Consider the following 15,761-nt stretch of genomic DNA (forward strand, 5'->3'; position numbering starts at 1 on the left):
CGGACGCAAACTTCCAGTGAGGCGCCGTCGCTTGCCGTAATCCCGAACTGTCTGGGCTACTCAGTCGTGGGCGGTTGGCCGTTTGATCTTGCTTCCCCGGTGGAGGAAAGCGAAAACAGACTCTCCGCGTCAGCAAACAAACGCACTCGCGACGCTCTTCGTCGGCATCGCGCAGGGAGAAACTTTTGTATCTGGCCCTCCTCATGTTGCTACCCTTCATCGGCGCGCTGGTGACGTCGATCGCAGGTCGCGCGCATCGTAACATTCTGACCGGGATCGCCTCCACGCCAGCGGTGGCGGGGCTGGTACTCCTCGCCATGCTGGCGCCCGCGGTGCTGGCCGGAGAGGTCGCACAGTTCCGGGCCGCCTGGGTGCCTGCGCTGGGGCTGGATCTCAGCTTGCGCGTCGATGCGCTGGCCTGGCTGTTCGCGGCCCTCATTCTCGGCATCGGCCTGCTGATCGTCATCTACTCGCGGTTCTATCTTCCCGCCGAAGAAGCCATCGGCCGCTTCCTGGCGCTGCTCCTGCTGTTCCAGGGCGCGATGTTGGGCATAGCGCTGTCCGGCAACGTCCTGCTCCTGCTTATCTTCTGGGAACTGACGAGCCTGTCGTCCTTCCTGCTGATCGGCTTTCGCAACGACAAGCCAGAGGGCCGGCAAGGCGCGCGCATGGCGCTGGCGGTGACGGGAGGCGGCGGGCTCGCCCTGATCGCGGGACTTCTCCTGCTGGGCAGGATCGCCGGATCGTTCGAACTGGCCGACATATTGGCAAGCGGGGACACGATCCGCGCTTCCGCGCTCTATCCGGCCGCTCTTGTGCTGATCCTGATCGGCTGCTTTACCAAGTCGGCGCAGTTTCCCTTCCACTTCTGGCTGCCGCACGCGATGGCCGCGCCGACGCCGGTCAGCGCCTATCTCCATTCCGCAACCATGGTGAAGGCAGGCGTGTTCCTGCTCGCCCGCTTCTGGCCGGTGCTGGCGGGGACCGAGCTGTGGTTTTATCTGGTATCGACCACCGGGCTGGTCACCATGGTGCTGGGTGCGGCCATCGCTTTGTTCCGTCATGACCTGAAAGCGATCCTCGCCTATTCGACGGTCAGCCATCTCGGCCTGCTCACCATGCTGTTTGGCTTCGGCACGCCGGCAGCGGCGATGGTGGGCGTCTTCCATCTGCTGAACCATGCCCTTTTCAAGGCCGCGCTGTTCATGAACGCCGGCATCGTCGACCATGAGGCGGGGACGCGCGACATCCGTCTGCTGGGCGGTCTTGCGGGTCTGATGCCGGTGACCGCGACACTGGGGATCGTTGCCGCGGCCTCGATGGCGGGCCTGCCGCCGCTGGGCGGTTTCCTGTCGAAGGAGATGATGCTGGAGGAGACGGCGCATGTCGTCTGGGCCGGACAGCACTGGCTGGTGCCGCTGCTGGTGGTGATCGGCGCGGCGCTCTCGGTCGCCTATTCACTGCGCTACATCTTCCACCTCTATCTCGGGCAGCGCCGCCCGTCCTATCCGGCAAGTCCGCATGACCCGTCCTTCGGCCTGTGGGCCCCATCCGCCCTGCTGGTCGTGCTCACCGTGCTGGTCGGCCTGTTCCCACAGGCGCTGACGACCGATCTCGTCGCACCGGCCGCCGCGGCGGCGACCGGCGGAACCGCGCCCGTATTCAAGCCGGCCCTTTGGCATGGACCGACCCCGGCGCTCGGCATGAGCATCGTGGCCGTAGCTATCGGCACCGTGATGCTGTGGCGGCATGGCTTGCTCCAGCGCGGTTGGGACACGATACGCCTGCCCGACGCCAAGCGCCTGTTCGAAGCGGGCGTCGCATGGCTGGTCGGCCTGGCGCACATGGTCACGACGACGATCCACAACGGCTCGCTGCAACGGCAGCTTGGCCTGCTGTTCATCGTCGCGATCGGCCTCGGCGCAGCGGGCGTGTGGACCGGCGGCTATGCGCCGGGCACGCGCGCGACCATCCCCGCGCCGCCGGTCGCGATCATCGCCTGGCTTCTGTTGCTTGCGGCGGCCGGCGCGGTGGTGAAAGGACAAAGGCAGCGCTTCCTGACCCTGATCTACATCAGCGTGATTGGCCTTATCGTATCACTGGCCTTCATCTACCTGTCGGCGCCCGATCTGGCGCTGACGCAGATTTCGGTCGAGATTGTGACGATCCTGCTGTTGCTGCTCGCGCTTAACCTGCTCCCCAAGAAGCCGGAGCGGGTGTCGAGCGACGGCAGGAGGCTACGCGACGGCCTGATCGGGCTGGCGGGCGGAACGGCGACCGGCCTGGCCGCCTGGGCGGTGATGACGCGGGCGCCCAACAACCCTATTTCCGCCTATCACTGGGCCAACTCCTATGCCCATGGCGGCGGAACCAATGTCGTCAACGTGACGCTCGTTGATTTCCGCGCCTTCGATACGTTCGGGGAGATCACCGTCCTCGGCATCGCGGCGCTCACCATCTTCGCATTGCTGCAGCCGGCGACACGAGGCGTTTCTGGCCAAAGGCTGCGCGAATGGATCGCGGACCTGCCGCGATCACCGGAGCGCCACCCGATGATGTTCGCGGTGGCCGCAAGGCTGTTGCTGCCGCTGGCGACGATGATCGGCCTCTATATCTTTTTGCGTGGGCACAACATGCCCGGTGGCGGCTTCATCGCCGGCCTCGTCGTCTCGATCGCGATGCTGATGCAATATATGGCCTCGGGATTCGAGTGGGCCGACCAGCGACGCCGGATCGACGAGCACCTGCTGATTGGTCTCGGCGTCATCATCGCCGCGCTGACCGGGCTCGGATCGCTTTTCTTCGGGGCACCGCTGTTCACCAGTTCCTTCGGCTATTTTTCCCTGCCGCTGATCGGCTCGTTCGAACTGGCGACCGCCATGATGTTCGACGTCGGCGTCGCGATGACGGTGATCGGCGCGGTGATGCTCGCGCTCGCCGAACTCAGTAATGTCGCCCTGCGGGCAGAGAAGGACGACGGGGGCGCAGACGAAGGCCCTATGGACATCGATCCCGCGAAGCTGCGACAGGCCCAGGCATGAGCATCGAATTCCTGGTCGCCTCGGCAATCGGCGTCCTGACCATGGCCGGCATCTATCTTTGCCTGCGCGGGCGCACCTTTCCCGTGGTGCTGGGCCTTGTCATGCTCTCCTACGCGATCAACCTCTTCCTCTTCGCTATCGGTCGCCTGATCGTGAACCGGCCTCCGCTCTATGAAAAGGACCTGGTTGAATACACCGATCCGCTGCCGCAGGCGCTGGTGCTGACGGCCATCGTCATCTCGTTCGGCATGACAGCCCTCGCCGTGGTGCTGGCGCTGCGCAATTTCCTGGAAACGGGCACCGACCAGGTCGATGGCATCCTGGAGGCCGACCCGCCCCGCCCCGACCCGAAGGCGCGGTCATGATGGACGCGCTGATCGCGGCCCCATTGCTGCTGCCCGCCTTTGCCGGAACCGCGAGCTTGCTGTTCTGGCTCCGCTACCGCTGGATCGGCGCGATCATCTCCATCGCGTCGATGATGGGACTGATTGCGCTCGCGATCGTGCTGATGGCGCAAGCCGCGTCGGGTGGGGCGATCGCCTATGCGTTGGGGGACTGGCCCGCCCCCTTCGGCATCGTGCTGGTGCTCGATCGGCTGTCGGCGCTGATGCTGCTGCTGACCGCGCTGCTGGGGTTTGCGGTCGCGGTTCACGCCGCGCTGACGGGCCTTGATCGCAAGGGGTGGCACTTCCACCCGCTGCTGCAATTCCAGTTGCTTGGAATCAACGGCGCCTTTCTGACCGGCGACCTCTTCAACCTCTTCGTCTTCTTTGAAGTGCTGCTGATCGCTTCATATGGCCTGATGCTGCACGGACAGGGCGCGCAGCGGCTGAGCGCCGGAATCCAGTATGTGATCGTCAACCTGCTCGGGTCGACGCTTTTCCTGATCGCGCTCGGCCTGCTGTACGGGGTTACCGGCACGCTCAACATGGCCGACATGGCGGTGCGCGCGGGGGCGCTGCCGGAAGGCGACCAGGGACTTCTGCGAGCCGGAGGCCTGCTGCTGGCGGTGGTCTTTGCCCTGAAGGCGGCGCTGCTGCCGCTGCATCTTTGGCTGCCGCGCACCTACGCGGCGACAGCGCCCGCGGTCGCCACGCTGTTCGCGATCATGACCAAGGTAGGCGCCTATGCCATCATCCGCACGATGCCCCTGATCTTCGGCGATGCGGCGGGCACGTTCCTGCTGCCGTCGGCGCTTGGTACGATGCTGCTCGGGTTCTTCGGCCTGCTCGCCGCGCGCGGGCTTGCGGATATGGCCGCTTTCGGCCTCATCGGCTCGACCGCGACGCTGCTCACCGCCATCGCGCTGTTCGACGGGCACGCCATGGCGGCGGCGCTCTATTACCTGCCGCACACGACGCTTACGGCCGCCCTGCTGTTCCTGACGGTCGACCTGATCATCCGGTGGCGCGGCGTGGAAGGCGGGGCCATCGTGCCGACGCCGCATTACAAGGGGCAGGGGTGGCTCGGCTTCCAGTTTCTGGCTGCCGCCGTGGCGCTGGTCGGATTGCCGCCACTATCCGGCTTCGTCGGCAAGTTGCTGATCCTGCAGGCCGCGATTCCTTCTGCATACATGGTCGCGATCTGGGCTTTTGTGCTGGGGACCAGCCTGCTGGGCCTGATCGGCCTTGCTCGCGCCGGCAGCACGCTGTTCTGGAAAGAAGACGCCAATCCAGCGATCGCGGCCGACCGCCCGGCCCCGCGCGCCCTGGAAGCGTTGCCCGCTGCCTTCCTGCTGATCCTGCTCGCGGCGCTGACCGCGGGTGCCGGCCCCGCCACCGCCTATATGGAGGCCACGAGCGCGCAGGTTTTCGACGCTACGGGCTATGTCCGGTCAGTGTTGGGACCGGAGCAGGGAGGGGCTGGAAGATGAGACGCCTGTTTCCCCACCCCGGACTGACCCTGCTGCTGGTGGTCATGTGGATGTTGGTGCTCAACGAATTGAGCGTCGGCGGCTTCCTGCTCGGCCTCTTTTTCGGGACGCTGGTGCCGCTGTTCACCGCACCGTTCTGGCCGGAGCGTCCGCCGGTACGATATGGCTGGCCGCTGATCGCCTATGGGCTGCTGGTGATCGGCGACATCATCGTCGCCAATTTCCAGGTTGCACGGCTCATCCTGTTTTGCCGCAACCGCGACCTGCGGTCCTGCTGGCTCAGCATCCCGCTGGACCTCCAGTCGGCCGAGGCGTTCACCGTGCTGGCCGGGACGATCAGCCTGACGCCCGGCACGGTATCTGCCGATATCTCGACCGACGGACGTCATCTTCTGGTCCACGCACTCGACACGAGCGACCCGGAGGCTGAGGTCGCGCGGATCAAGGCGCGTTATGAAAGGCGGCTGATGGAGATTTTCCGATGATCGATGTAGCGCTGACGATCGCCCTGACCTGCATCGCGCTCGCCGTGGTCCTCAATCTCTATCGGCTGCTGCGGGGGCCGACCGCGCCGGACCGCATCCTGGCGTTGGACACGATGGTCATCAATGCCATCGCCCTCATCATCCTTTTCGGCATCAGGGAAGGCACGACCGTCTATTTCGAGGCGGCTCTGCTCCTGGCGATGGTCGGCTTTGTAGGGACGGTGGCCTATGCCAAGTTCCTGCTGCGCGGCGACATTGTGGAATAGGGGGCACAATGGCTGCAATCCTCGATTTCGTCATCGCCTTCCTGATCGTGCTGGGCGGCGCTTTCGCGCTGATCGGCAGTTGGGGGCTGGCGCGCCTGCCCGCACTGATGAGCCGCCTGCACGGCCCGACCAAGGCAACGACACTTGGCGTCGGCGGGTGCCTGATCGCCTCGATGCTCTATTTCCCGAGCCACGGAATGTCGTGGTCCGCGCACGAGCTGCTGATCACGTTGTTTCTGTTCATCACGGCACCGATATCGGCCAACATGATCGCCAAGGCCTGCATCCATGGGCGCCATGTTTACGGCGATGCGGTGGCGAAATACGAAGTCCCGTTGCCCCGCCCTCCGCATCCGGACGCAGAATGGGCGACGTTCGGCTCCACAGAAGCTGCAAAGCCTGAGTGAACAAAACGGGATCCAGGACCCGGATCCAACGAGGTTCTATGCAACGACGACGCCCCTCCCGACCTGCGGAGCCTTGATGCGCGCCGGGCGCGCCCCCTTGCCTCCATGAGTGTGCGGCACAGGTCGCGCAGGTCGCTGCGCAGGTAAGCCTGTTCGGCAACGGTCCCGAATTTGTGAGCAAGAGCCATCTCCGCCACCATTGCGGGGATCGGGATGTTAAATCTTCGATTTACTGGGGTCTTAGCATACTACGGAAAGCACCGGTGCACCTTGGTCTAATCCTCGCGGGGCATCCATCCTCCCCTTCAGTCGCGCTTGTGCCGCCGATCGCCGCGTTGCCGGGATCGCGCCTTTGAAATCGACATGGCCAAGGCCATCGCGATGCCAATGCCGATACCGGCGATGATATTGTCGATCGCGAGACCGATAACGACGCCAATCGCAAGTCCGACGGCGATGGACGTATGCCTGCCGGTTTCAATGCCGATGCCCTGCCGGGCCCCCGCGGAATATCGCAAAGGCGCAACGGACCGTGGCCCCCGCGCGGTCGCTCGCTTCGGCCGCCATGTTACATGTTGATACGAATTCAGTGAGGGTTCAGTCCCTTTCTGCGATGTTCGCCTTCCAACGTGCCCACCGAAACCGCCGTCACCCGGTAGGCCATTCGAAGGGAGACGCATATGAAGATCGGGTTGAAATCCATCGCGGCACGGCTGGGCCTCGGCACGGCGCTCGCGGCCTCGGCGCTGCTGGTCGCCGCCCCCGCCCAGGCGCATGACCGCGGCCGGAACGACGATGCGGCGATCGCCATTGGCGCCGGGATCATCGGCCTCGCGATCGGCGCGGCCATCGCGGACCGCGACGACGATCGCTACTACGACCGTCGCTATTACCACTCGCGCCGCTATGTGACCGTACGCGGACGTCCGGGCTACTATTACTATTACGACGGTTATCCGAACCGCTACTACCGCGATCGCTATTACCACCGCTACTACGATTCCTACCGGAAAGACCGCTGGCGCCACGATCGGCGCGACTGGCGGCGCGACCGCGATTGGCGACGGGATTCGCGGCGGGACTGGCGACGTGACCGCCGCGACTGGCGGCACGACCGGCGGGACTGGCGCAGGGATCGGCGCCGCTGGCGCGACTGACCGCCGCGCTGGCCGGTATAGTACCCGCGCCTGAGTGCGGCCCCTCTCGCCAAGCGCGAAAGGGGCCGCTATGGCGCGGGCCACCATGGAGACCGCCGACCTGCGCATCGCCCTGTTCTCGGGCAACTACAACTACGTTCGTGATGGAGCGAACCAGGCGCTGAACCGGCTTGCCGAGTATCACCTGCGCCAGGGCGCCCAAGTGCGCGTCTATGCCCCCGTCGTGGCCAGCCCCGCCTTCGAGCCGACCGGAGAGCTGGTCGGCATTCGTTCGATACCCATTCCTTCGCGTTCGGAATACCGCGTGCCGCTCCTGCTCGCGGGCAAGGCAAAGCGGGATCTCAAGGCCTTCGCGCCGAACATCGTCCACGTTTCCTCGCCCGATCCGGTCGGGCATCAGGCTGTCACCTGGGCGCGCAGGCGGGGCCTGCCGGTCCTCGCCTCGGTCCACACGCGGTTCGAGACCTACTTGCGCTATTACAACATGGCCTGGGGCGAGCCGGTGATCGAGGCGATGCTGCGCCGCTTCTATCGCCGCTGCGACGCTCTGGTGGCGCCTTCGGAATCGATGGCCCAGCTCCTGCGCGAGCAGCGCATGAACTATGACATCTCGATCTGGTCGCGCGGTGTCGATCGCGAGATATTCCATCCCGGCCGCCGCGATCGGGAGTGGCGGCGTGCGCACGGCATCGCCGACGAGGACGTGGCGATCGGCTTTCTCGGCCGTCTCGTCATGGAAAAGGGCCTCGACGTCTTCTCCGACACGCTCGACGACCTGCGCCGGCGAGGCGTGCGGTACAAGGCATTGGTGATCGGCGAGGGTCCCGCGCGCGAATGGTTCGAGGCCCGCCTGCCCGGCGGAGCCTTCGTGGGGTTTCAGCAGGGTGCGGACCTCGGCCGCGCCGTTTCCTGCATGGACGTGCTGTTCAATCCCTCGGTCACCGAGACCTTCGGCAACGTCACGCTGGAGGCCATGGCCTGCGGCCTTCCCGTGGTCGCCGCCGCCGCGACCGGCAGCCAGAGCCTCGTCGACAATTGCAAGTCCGGCCGCCTGCTTCCCCCCGGTGCGATCCACCAGTTCGCCGAAGCGTTGAAGGCCTACATCGAGGATCCCGCGCTGCGCGCCGCCCACGGCAAGGCCGGCGAGGCGCGGGCCAGCGAATTCAGCTGGGACAAGATCAACCAGGCCGTGGCCGATACCTACCTGCGGCTGATCCGGCAGAAGCCCGGCGCGAAAGCCTGACCGCCTTCAGCGCAGCACGCCGCGCGCGCGCATCCGGGCCGAAAACCAGAGCAGCGCGACCGCCACGATCCAGATGACGATGGTGACCGCCAGATTCATGCCCGAGACCATGGGTTCGGGTATATCGGCCGCGAACTGATAGACCGTGCTCAGCGCCAGACCCAGAAGCGAGATGACGAAGGCCGCGACCGCCCAGCGCGATCGCAGCAGAAGCAGGACCGACCCCGCAAGCGAGCCCCAGACGCCCAGCGCCCAGGCCGCGATGGCCCAGGCCGGGAAAGCATCGATGAAATCGATCATCTCCGGCGGGAACTGCGTGAGGTAATCGGGGTTGCGCGTCATCGTCATCGTGAAATCGAGACAGCCGAAAGCGTTCCACGGCAGGGACAGCACGGCCACCAGCCAGAAATACCAGGGCGCCTTCACGCGCGTCGTCCTGACCATGGCTTCCCCCTCTCCGTTCCGTTCGAGGGAAAACTATCCCGCAAGCGAATCCGATGCAATTGGACAAAACCATCGCTAGATAGACGCCATGGCCGATCTGTTTGCCGACGAAATGCCCTCCCCGCCGCCTGCCGAAGCGCGCGCGGACGCCCCGCTCGCCGACCGCCTGCGTCCGGGCAGCCTGGAGGAGATCGTGGGGCAGGAGCATCTGACCGGGCCGGAAGGCGCGATCGGGCGCATGGTCGCGGCCGGACGGCTCTCCTCGATGATCCTCTGGGGTCCGCCCGGCACCGGCAAGACCAGCATCGCGCGGCTGCTCGCCGATGCGGTGGGCATGCGCTTCGCCGCGGTATCGGCCGTGTTTTCGGGCGTCGCCGACCTCAAGAAGGCCTTTGCCGAGGCCGAAACCATGGCGAAGGCCGGACAGCGCACGCTGCTGTTCGTGGACGAGATCCACCGCTTCAACCGCGCCCAGCAGGACGGCTTCCTGCCCTTCGTGGAGCGCGGTACCGTAACCCTCGTCGGCGCGACCACCGAAAACCCCAGCTTCGCGCTCAACGCCGCGCTGCTCAGCCGCGCGCAAGTGCTGATCCTGCACCGCCTCGACGCCGAGGCGCTCGGCGCGCTGCTCGACAAGGCCGAGGCGCTGGAAGGCCCCCTCCCCCTCGATGCCGACGCGCGCGAGGCGCTGGTCGCCTCGGCCGACGGCGACGGGCGGTTCCTGCTCAACCAGGCCGAAACGCTCTATGCCGCAAGGATCAAGGAACCGCTCGATCCGGCGGCCCTCGGCCAATTCCTCCAGCGCCGCGTCGCCGTCTACGACAAGGATCGCGACGGGCACTACAACCTGATCTCCGCGCTGCACAAGTCGCTGCGCGGATCGGACCCGCAGGCCGCGCTCTATTACCTTGCGCGCATGCTGACGGCGGGCGAGGAGCCGCTTTACGTCCTGCGCCGGCTGGTGCGCTTCGCCTCTGAAGACGTCGGCCTCGCCGATCCCCAGGCGCTGGTGCAGTGCCTTGCGGCCAAGGACGCCTACGAGTTCCTCGGCTCGCCCGAGGGCGAACTGGCGATCGTGCAGGCCTGCCTCTATCTCGCCACCGCGCCTAAATCGAACGCCGCCTACAAGGCGCAGAAGGCGTCCTTCGCCTCGGCGCGGGAGACCGGATCACTGAGTCCGCCCGCGAACATCCTCAATGCCCCGACCAAACTGATGAAGGACGTCGGCTATGGCAAGGACTACGCCTATGACCACGAGGCGCCCGACGGCTTTTCCGGCGACAATTACTGGCCCGAGGGCATGGCGCCGCAAGCCTACTACCAGCCAGTGGAACGCGGTTTCGAACGCGAGGTGCTGAAACGCATCGAATGGTGGGACCGCAAGCGCGCCGAGCGGCGGGGGCAGTGAGCGCGCCGCGTTTCCGGCACTTCATGGCAATCGACTGGTCGGGCGCCGTGGGCGCGCGGCAGAAGGGGATCGCCGTCGCGCTCTGCGGCCTCGACGGCGGCGCGCCCGAGGTGCTGCGTCCCCGCGGCCATCTCCTGTGGTCGCGCGAAGACGTGCTGGACCTGCTGCTCCACCATCTGCCGGAGGATACGCTGGTCGGCCTCGACCTCGGCATCGCGCTGCCGTTCGCCGACGCTGGCGCCTTCTTCCCCGGATGGGACGACAGCCCCGCCGACGCCCGCGGCCTGTGGGCGATGATCGACGTGATCTGCGCGGGTGATCCGCACCTCTCCGCCACCAGCTTCGTCGAACATGCCCGGGCCAGCGCCTATTTCCGCCGTCACGGCGGGCGCGAGGGCATACATTTCCACCTGCCCGGCGCGCCGCACCGGCGGGGCCGGATGCGCGTGACCGAACAGGCGCAGGCCCGCGCGGGGTGCAAGCCTTATTCCAACTTCAACCTCGTCGGCGCGGCGCAAGTCGGCAAGTCGAGCCTGACGGGGATGCGGATGCTGCATCGTCTGGAGGGGCGCGTCCCTGTCTGGCCCGTCGACCCCCTGCCTGCACGCGGATCGTTGATCGTGGAGATCTACACCGCGCTTGCCGCCGTCGCCGCCGACCGCACCGCGAGCCGCGCCAAGATGACCTCGCACGAGGCACTTGCCGAAGCGCTTGCAAGCCTCGGCTCGCCGCCTGTCGCCGGCACAGGGCCGATCGACGACCACACCGCCGACGCCGTTCTCACCGCCGCCTGGCTGCGAACCGCCGCGCCGCGCGAGGCGCTCTGGCAGCCGGCCGGACTGACCGAGGATCTTGCCCGCACGGAAGGCTGGACCTTCGGCGCCCCATAGATCACAAATGGTCCATCGAGCGGTGCCCGCCGGTCACCGGACACCGCTCGGCACTACCGATCAAGGACACAACCAACCTCATGAAACACAAACTGCTGGCAGGACTTGCCTGCCTCGCGCTGGGAGCCCCCGTGGCTGCCGCGCCGCCGCTTCCGGAACCCGCCGCCGCGCCTGCGGCCGAAGCACCGGTGAGCCAATGGAAAACCTTCGTTCAGGACACCATCGACGGCTGGATGGCCCTCGACCCGGCCTTCGCCGTCTATCAGGGCGCTCACCAGCATGACGGCAGGCTGCCCGACTGGAGCGAGGCGGGCCTCAAAGAGCGGGCTGCGTTCCTTCACTCGGTCATCGCCGGAGCCGGTGCCTTCACCGGCCTTTCCGATCCCGACCGCTTCGAGCGCGATTATCTGGTGCAGGTCGCCAGGGGCCAGCTCTTCTGGCTGGAGGATGCCGACAAGCCGCACGCCAATCCGGCCTTTTACATCGACGGCGGGCTCGACCCCAACGTCTATGTAAGCCGCAACTATGCGGACAAACCAGCGCGGATGAAGGCCATGATCGCCTTCTTCAGGGCCGTGCCCGAGGCCGCGAAGAACATCCGCGGCAACCTGAAGACCGAGATGCCGGCCAGCTTCATCAAGCTGGGCGTTGCCGGTTTCGGCGGCTTTGCCCAATACTATCGCGGCGATGCCCGCGCCGCCTTCGCGGACGTCAGGGACCCGGCGCTGCAGGCGCAGTTCAAGGAGGCGTCTGAAAAAGCGGCCGCCGCAATGCAAGACCTTGCCGATTGGCTGGCAAAGGCCGCGCCCACGCAGGACTTCGCGCTGGGCGCGGAACGCTTTTCGCGCATGCTCGCCGCGACCGAGGCGGTCGACGCCCCGCTCGACCGACTCGAGGCGGTCGGCCGCGCCGACCTGAAGCGCAACCAGGAGGCCCTTGGCAAGGCCTGCGCCAGCTACGCGCCGGGCAAGGACATCCAGGGCTGCTTCGACAAGATGCGCGCCGACAAGCCGCAAGGCGGGCCGGTGATCGCGGCCCGCAAGCAGATTCCCGAGCTTACCGCCTTCGTGAAGGAAAAGGACCTCGTCTCGATTCCCGGCACCGAACGCGCGCTTGTGGAGGAAAGCCCGCCCTACAACCGGCAGAACTCCGCTTACATCGACCCGCCGGGGCCGTTCGAGAAGGGCATCCCCTCGATCTACTACATTTCGCCGCCCGATCCCTCCTGGCCGGAACAGAAGCAGCAGGATTACATCCCGGGCAGGAACGACCTCCTGTTCACTTCGGTGCACGAGGTCATGCCGGGTCATTTCCTGCAGTTCCTCCACTCCAACCGCTCGCCTTCCTGGGTCGGGCGCCTCTGGGTCGGCTATGCCTTCGCCGAAGGATGGGCGCACTATGCCGAGGAACTGACGTGGGAAGCCGGTCTCGGAGATGGCGATCCCGGCGTCCACGTCGGGCAGATTTCCAACGCGCTGCTGCGCAACTGCCGCTATCTCTCGGCCATTGGCCTGCATGCGCGCGGAATGACGCAGGAAGAGGCCAAGCGCATGTTCATGGACGAGTGCTATCAGGACGAGGGAACCGCCGAGCAGCAGGCCGCGCGCGGCACTTACGACCCGGCCTATCTGAACTACACGCTAGGCAAGCTGATGATCCGAAAACTGCGCGAGGACTGGACCGCGACGCGCGGCGGCCGGACGGCATGGAAGCCGTTTCACGACGCCTTCCTCAGCTATGGCGGCCCGCCGATTCCGCTCGTCCGGCAGGCGATGATGAAGGAGGACTCGCCCCACGCCGTCTTCTGATCCGGAAAGGAAATCGCAAACAAGCCGCAAAACCATCTGGACCGGCGCCCCTGCCACGCGGTAAGGGCGCCGAAGTCTTTCAGTGCGTCACCCTTGCGACGTGGCGCACCGGGCCGGCTTAGCTCAGTTGGTAGAGCACCTGATTTGTAATCAGGGGGCCACGGGTTCGAATCCTGTAGCCGGCACCATTTTTCAATGACTTAGATGTGATGTGTAGCAACCGTCTCACGACGGGGCACCAATGGGGCGCCAGAAAACCGGCACCACCTAAAACTGGCGGCATAAGCGACAACCGGAATTAGCTTAACTCAGCCGCCAAACTGTCCAGGAAGGCGGGACCACCTCAGTCCTCTGCCCGGTTATCCTGCAAAGCGGTTCGGAGATCACTTAGTTTGTTGGCGGCAATCGGCCGTTCCGCTGCGTGAGCGTGCAGCTCCAATTTGCTTTACGCTTGTCGGCGAACTGATACCTTGCCGGGCCATGAGAGGGCGCCGGTATGGACGGATTGAACGAAAGCCCGAGAGTACTGTTTGCGCCCGGGAAAAATTGTACGAGCGTTGCCCGCGCCAATCACGCATCAGCCATTATAGACGGTGAGCAATATTTTGCAGATCTGAAAACTGCTTTGGAGAGTGCGAAAAGTCAGGTCGTCTTTGTAGGTTGGGATTTCGATACGCGCATAAGCTTGGAGGGTGGAGCGAGGGGGCAATCTCTTCGCCGATTCATCGTCACCCTCTTGAGGCACAACAAAGCCCTGCACATTTACATTCTCAAATGGAACTTCGAAGCGATCAAAGTCCTATTCCGTGGCAGAATGATATTCACGATCATTCGATGGATGATCAGCAATCGATTGAGGATCAAGTTTGATAGCATTCATCCAATCGGTGCCAGCCATCATCAGAAACTGGTGGTGGTCGATGGCAATCTCGCCTTTTGCGGAGGGATCGATGCCACAAGCGGGCGTTGGGATACCCGCGAGCATGCCGACAATGCCCCCCGACGCCTGACGCCGGACGAGAAACCGGCCGAGCCGTGGCACGACATGTCGATGGTTTTCGACGGCCCGGCCGCGGAGCAGGTTCACGAAGTCGCATCCGACCGATGGGAGCGAGCCACAGGCAAGCCGCTCCCCAAGGTTCGCGAGGATGCAGCGTGGCCCTTCGGGGAAGCCGCGACTTTCACGAACGTGGATATCGCGCTGGCGCGGACGCGGGGCGAGTATCAGGGCGCGCCATCGATCCGAGAAAACGAGGCGTTGTTCCTCGACATGATCGCCAATGCGAAGCGGTTTCTTTATGCCGAAAATCAATACTTCGCTTCAAGAACGATCGCGGCTGCGATCGCGCGCCGCCTTCAGGAAGACGACCCACCAGAATTTGTGATAGTCATGCCCAAGACGGCAGACGGCTGGCTCGAACAGGTCGCCATGGACACTGCGCGAAGCCAGCTCGTGGCAATGATCGGGGCGCTGGACCCAAGACGCCGCTTTCGCATCTATCACCCGTTCACCAAGAGTGGGGCGGCCATCTACGTCCACGCCAAACTGACGATAGTCGACGACCAGATCATCCGGATCGGCTCCACAAATATGAACAATCGATCGCTCGGCTTCGATAGCGAATGCGATGTCGCAATTGATGCTGCAGCGGCTGGTGACGAAACAGTTCGAGACGCGATACGATCAATCCGCATGAGCTTATTGGCCGAGCATCTTGATTGTGAGCAAAGCGAACTAGCACGCCTCGTCGATTGCAAGTCCATGATCTCGGCCATCGAGAAGCTGCGGAGCCCTCGCCGGTCGTTGCGCCCTTTTGAACAGGAGGAAAATGCCGAACTTGCCGAGTACATAGCTTCCCACAATCTTCTCGATCCGATCGACGAGGATGAGCTCGCGTGCGAACTGCAGACACGCCCTAGGCGCTTGCGCGACCGATTCAAAAAGCACGGGAGCAAACGCTCGTGACCAAGGGCCGCAAGCCAGTCAAATTCGCGGGCCGGGCCGCGTGGTTGTTCAACCGCATCCGGCGGAAAATCTGGTTCAGGGCTGCCCTGTTCAGTTTGGCCGCGGTGCTGATCGCGGCGCTATCCGCGCTCGCCGGTGATTACGTACCGTTCGACTACAGCCTTTCGCTCGCATCGGGCTCGGTCGACAGTATTCTCAACGTGATCGCCACTAGCATGCTTGCGGTAACGACGTTTTCGCTTTCGATCATGGTTGCTGCCTATGCTTCTGCCACGTCAAACGTAACGCCGCGTTCAACCAAAGTGCTACTCGCCGATCCGACTGCACAAAACACGCTATCCACCTTTCTGGGAAGCTTCATCTTTTCGATCGTTGGAATCATCGGCCTTTCCGCTGGATTGTATGATGAACGTGGTCGCGTGATATTATTTTTCGCCACCCTCGCTGTCATAGCAATCATCACGATCACGTTGCTGCAATGGATCTCGCAGCTCGGGCACTTTGGACGTGTGGGCGATACCATACGAAGGTTAGAGGAAAGCGTTCTCCCGGCCATGAAGGCAGCCGGTCAATCGCCTGGCCTTGGCACCATGAAGGAAATTGCGGTGCCGACGGGTTATGTGCCGATCCATGCAGAAACGATCGGCACTGTGACTCATATCGATGTGGCTAGCCTCTCCTATTCACGAAGCGTTGGTTTCGTGACCCGATCCGCTGACTGCGGGCTTTGCAGCGTGACAGAGGCGAGCGAGAGCGCTGCGTCTTTTTCACCG

14 protein-coding genes and 1 tRNA gene are annotated in these 15,761 nt (G+C 64.6%); 14 read left to right on the forward strand and 1 reads right to left on the reverse strand.

Annotation, left to right across the window (positions count from 1 at the left end; all coding sequences use genetic code 11):
- The first annotated feature begins 185 nt into the window (after positions 1–185).
- The 8 genes from IEX32_RS14990 (at position 186) to IEX32_RS15025 (ending at position 8,472) form a co-directional block, all read left to right on the forward strand.
- Positions 186–3,041, forward strand: a complete 2,856-nt coding sequence (locus IEX32_RS14990; protein ID WP_229736394.1) for a monovalent cation/H+ antiporter subunit A — start codon at positions 186–188, stop codon at positions 3,039–3,041.
- Positions 3,038–3,406 (forward strand): Na+/H+ antiporter subunit C, encoded by a 369-nt coding sequence (locus IEX32_RS14995; protein WP_188772360.1) that lies wholly within the window; start codon positions 3,038–3,040, stop codon positions 3,404–3,406. The genes IEX32_RS14990 and IEX32_RS14995 overlap by 4 nt, the downstream gene beginning before the upstream one ends.
- A complete protein-coding gene (locus IEX32_RS15000) occupies positions 3,406–4,914 on the forward strand; it encodes a monovalent cation/H+ antiporter subunit D (RefSeq protein WP_188772361.1) in 1,509 nt (502 codons plus the stop codon). Before IEX32_RS14995 ends, IEX32_RS15000 begins: the two co-directional genes overlap by 1 nt.
- A complete protein-coding gene (locus IEX32_RS15005) occupies positions 4,911–5,399 on the forward strand; it encodes a Na+/H+ antiporter subunit E (protein WP_188772362.1) in 489 nt (162 codons plus the stop codon). The genes IEX32_RS15000 and IEX32_RS15005 overlap by 4 nt, the downstream gene beginning before the upstream one ends.
- Positions 5,396–5,665: a K+/H+ antiporter subunit F gene (locus tag IEX32_RS15010; protein WP_188772363.1), complete on the forward strand. Its 270-nt coding sequence runs from the start codon at positions 5,396–5,398 to the stop codon at positions 5,663–5,665. Before IEX32_RS15005 ends, IEX32_RS15010 begins: the two co-directional genes overlap by 4 nt.
- Before the next feature lie 8 nt (positions 5,666–5,673).
- Positions 5,674–6,072: a Na+/H+ antiporter subunit G gene (locus tag IEX32_RS15015; protein WP_188772364.1), complete on the forward strand. Its 399-nt coding sequence runs from the start codon at positions 5,674–5,676 to the stop codon at positions 6,070–6,072.
- A 680-nt stretch (positions 6,073–6,752) separates the two neighbouring features.
- Complete coding sequence (locus IEX32_RS15020) at positions 6,753–7,229, forward strand: hypothetical protein (RefSeq protein WP_188772365.1); 477 nt, start codon at positions 6,753–6,755, stop codon at positions 7,227–7,229.
- An 85-nt stretch (positions 7,230–7,314) separates the two neighbouring features.
- Complete coding sequence (locus IEX32_RS15025) at positions 7,315–8,472, forward strand: glycosyltransferase family 4 protein (protein ID WP_188772372.1); 1,158 nt, start codon at positions 7,315–7,317, stop codon at positions 8,470–8,472.
- Positions 8,473–8,478: 6 nt separating this feature from the next.
- On the opposite strand, the gene IEX32_RS15030 is transcribed toward IEX32_RS15025, so the two are convergent.
- Positions 8,479–8,916 (reverse strand): hypothetical protein, encoded by a 438-nt coding sequence (locus IEX32_RS15030; RefSeq protein ID WP_188772366.1) that lies wholly within the window; start codon positions 8,914–8,916, stop codon positions 8,479–8,481.
- Between the two features lie 88 nt (positions 8,917–9,004).
- Here IEX32_RS15030 and IEX32_RS15035 point away from each other — a divergent pair, with 88 nt between their 5' ends.
- The 6 genes from IEX32_RS15035 to IEX32_RS15060 all read left to right on the forward strand — a co-directional run.
- A complete protein-coding gene (locus IEX32_RS15035) occupies positions 9,005–10,324 on the forward strand; it encodes a replication-associated recombination protein A (RefSeq protein ID WP_188772367.1) in 1,320 nt (439 codons plus the stop codon).
- Positions 10,325–10,347: 23 nt separating this feature from the next.
- The gene (locus IEX32_RS15040; protein WP_188772373.1) at positions 10,348–11,214 is read left to right on the forward strand and encodes a hypothetical protein; all 867 of its coding nucleotides are present in this window, start codon (positions 10,348–10,350) and stop codon (positions 11,212–11,214) included.
- 80 nt (positions 11,215–11,294) lie between these two features.
- Positions 11,295–13,022: a DUF885 domain-containing protein gene (locus tag IEX32_RS15045; RefSeq protein ID WP_188772368.1), complete on the forward strand. Its 1,728-nt coding sequence runs from the start codon at positions 11,295–11,297 to the stop codon at positions 13,020–13,022.
- Between the two features lie 112 nt (positions 13,023–13,134).
- Positions 13,135–13,210: transfer RNA gene (locus IEX32_RS15050), tRNA-Thr, on the forward strand.
- Between the two features lie 308 nt (positions 13,211–13,518).
- Positions 13,519–14,988, forward strand: a complete 1,470-nt coding sequence (locus IEX32_RS15055) for a phospholipase D-like domain-containing protein (RefSeq protein WP_188772369.1) — start codon at positions 13,519–13,521, stop codon at positions 14,986–14,988.
- Positions 14,985–15,761 (forward strand): DUF2254 family protein (locus IEX32_RS15060; RefSeq protein ID WP_188772370.1); only part of this gene is annotated, 777 nt, incomplete at its 3' end. The genes IEX32_RS15055 and IEX32_RS15060, both read left to right, overlap by 4 nt.

The organism is Novosphingobium endophyticum (assembly GCF_014640675.1).
GTDB classification, from domain to species: domain Bacteria; phylum Pseudomonadota; class Alphaproteobacteria; order Sphingomonadales; family Sphingomonadaceae; genus Novosphingobium; species Novosphingobium endophyticum.

What these genes read in the sequence shown, in the direction of transcription:
- IEX32_RS14995 (WP_188772360.1), top strand. Translation starts at nt 3,038, where the DNA reads ATGAGCATCGAATTCCTGGTCGCCTCGGCAATCGGCGTCCTGACCATG.
- IEX32_RS15000 (WP_188772361.1), top strand. Translation starts at nt 3,406, where the DNA reads ATGGACGCGCTGATCGCGGCCCCATTGCTGCTGCCCGCCTTTGCCGGA.
- IEX32_RS15005 (WP_188772362.1), top strand. Translation starts at nt 4,911, where the DNA reads ATGAGACGCCTGTTTCCCCACCCCGGACTGACCCTGCTGCTGGTGGTC.
- IEX32_RS15010 (WP_188772363.1), top strand. Translation starts at nt 5,396, where the DNA reads ATGATCGATGTAGCGCTGACGATCGCCCTGACCTGCATCGCGCTCGCC.
- IEX32_RS15015 (WP_188772364.1), top strand. Translation starts at nt 5,674, where the DNA reads ATGGCTGCAATCCTCGATTTCGTCATCGCCTTCCTGATCGTGCTGGGC.
- IEX32_RS15020 (WP_188772365.1), top strand. Translation starts at nt 6,753, where the DNA reads ATGAAGATCGGGTTGAAATCCATCGCGGCACGGCTGGGCCTCGGCACG.
- IEX32_RS15025 (WP_188772372.1), top strand. Translation starts at nt 7,315, where the DNA reads ATGGAGACCGCCGACCTGCGCATCGCCCTGTTCTCGGGCAACTACAAC.
- IEX32_RS15030 (WP_188772366.1), bottom strand. Translation starts at nt 8,916, where the DNA reads ATGGTCAGGACGACGCGCGTGAAGGCGCCCTGGTATTTCTGGCTGGTG.
- IEX32_RS15035 (WP_188772367.1), top strand. Translation starts at nt 9,005, where the DNA reads ATGGCCGATCTGTTTGCCGACGAAATGCCCTCCCCGCCGCCTGCCGAA.
- IEX32_RS15040 (WP_188772373.1), top strand. Translation starts at nt 10,348, where the DNA reads ATGGCAATCGACTGGTCGGGCGCCGTGGGCGCGCGGCAGAAGGGGATC.
- IEX32_RS15045 (WP_188772368.1), top strand. Translation starts at nt 11,295, where the DNA reads ATGAAACACAAACTGCTGGCAGGACTTGCCTGCCTCGCGCTGGGAGCC.
- IEX32_RS15055 (WP_188772369.1), top strand. Translation starts at nt 13,519, where the DNA reads ATGGACGGATTGAACGAAAGCCCGAGAGTACTGTTTGCGCCCGGGAAA.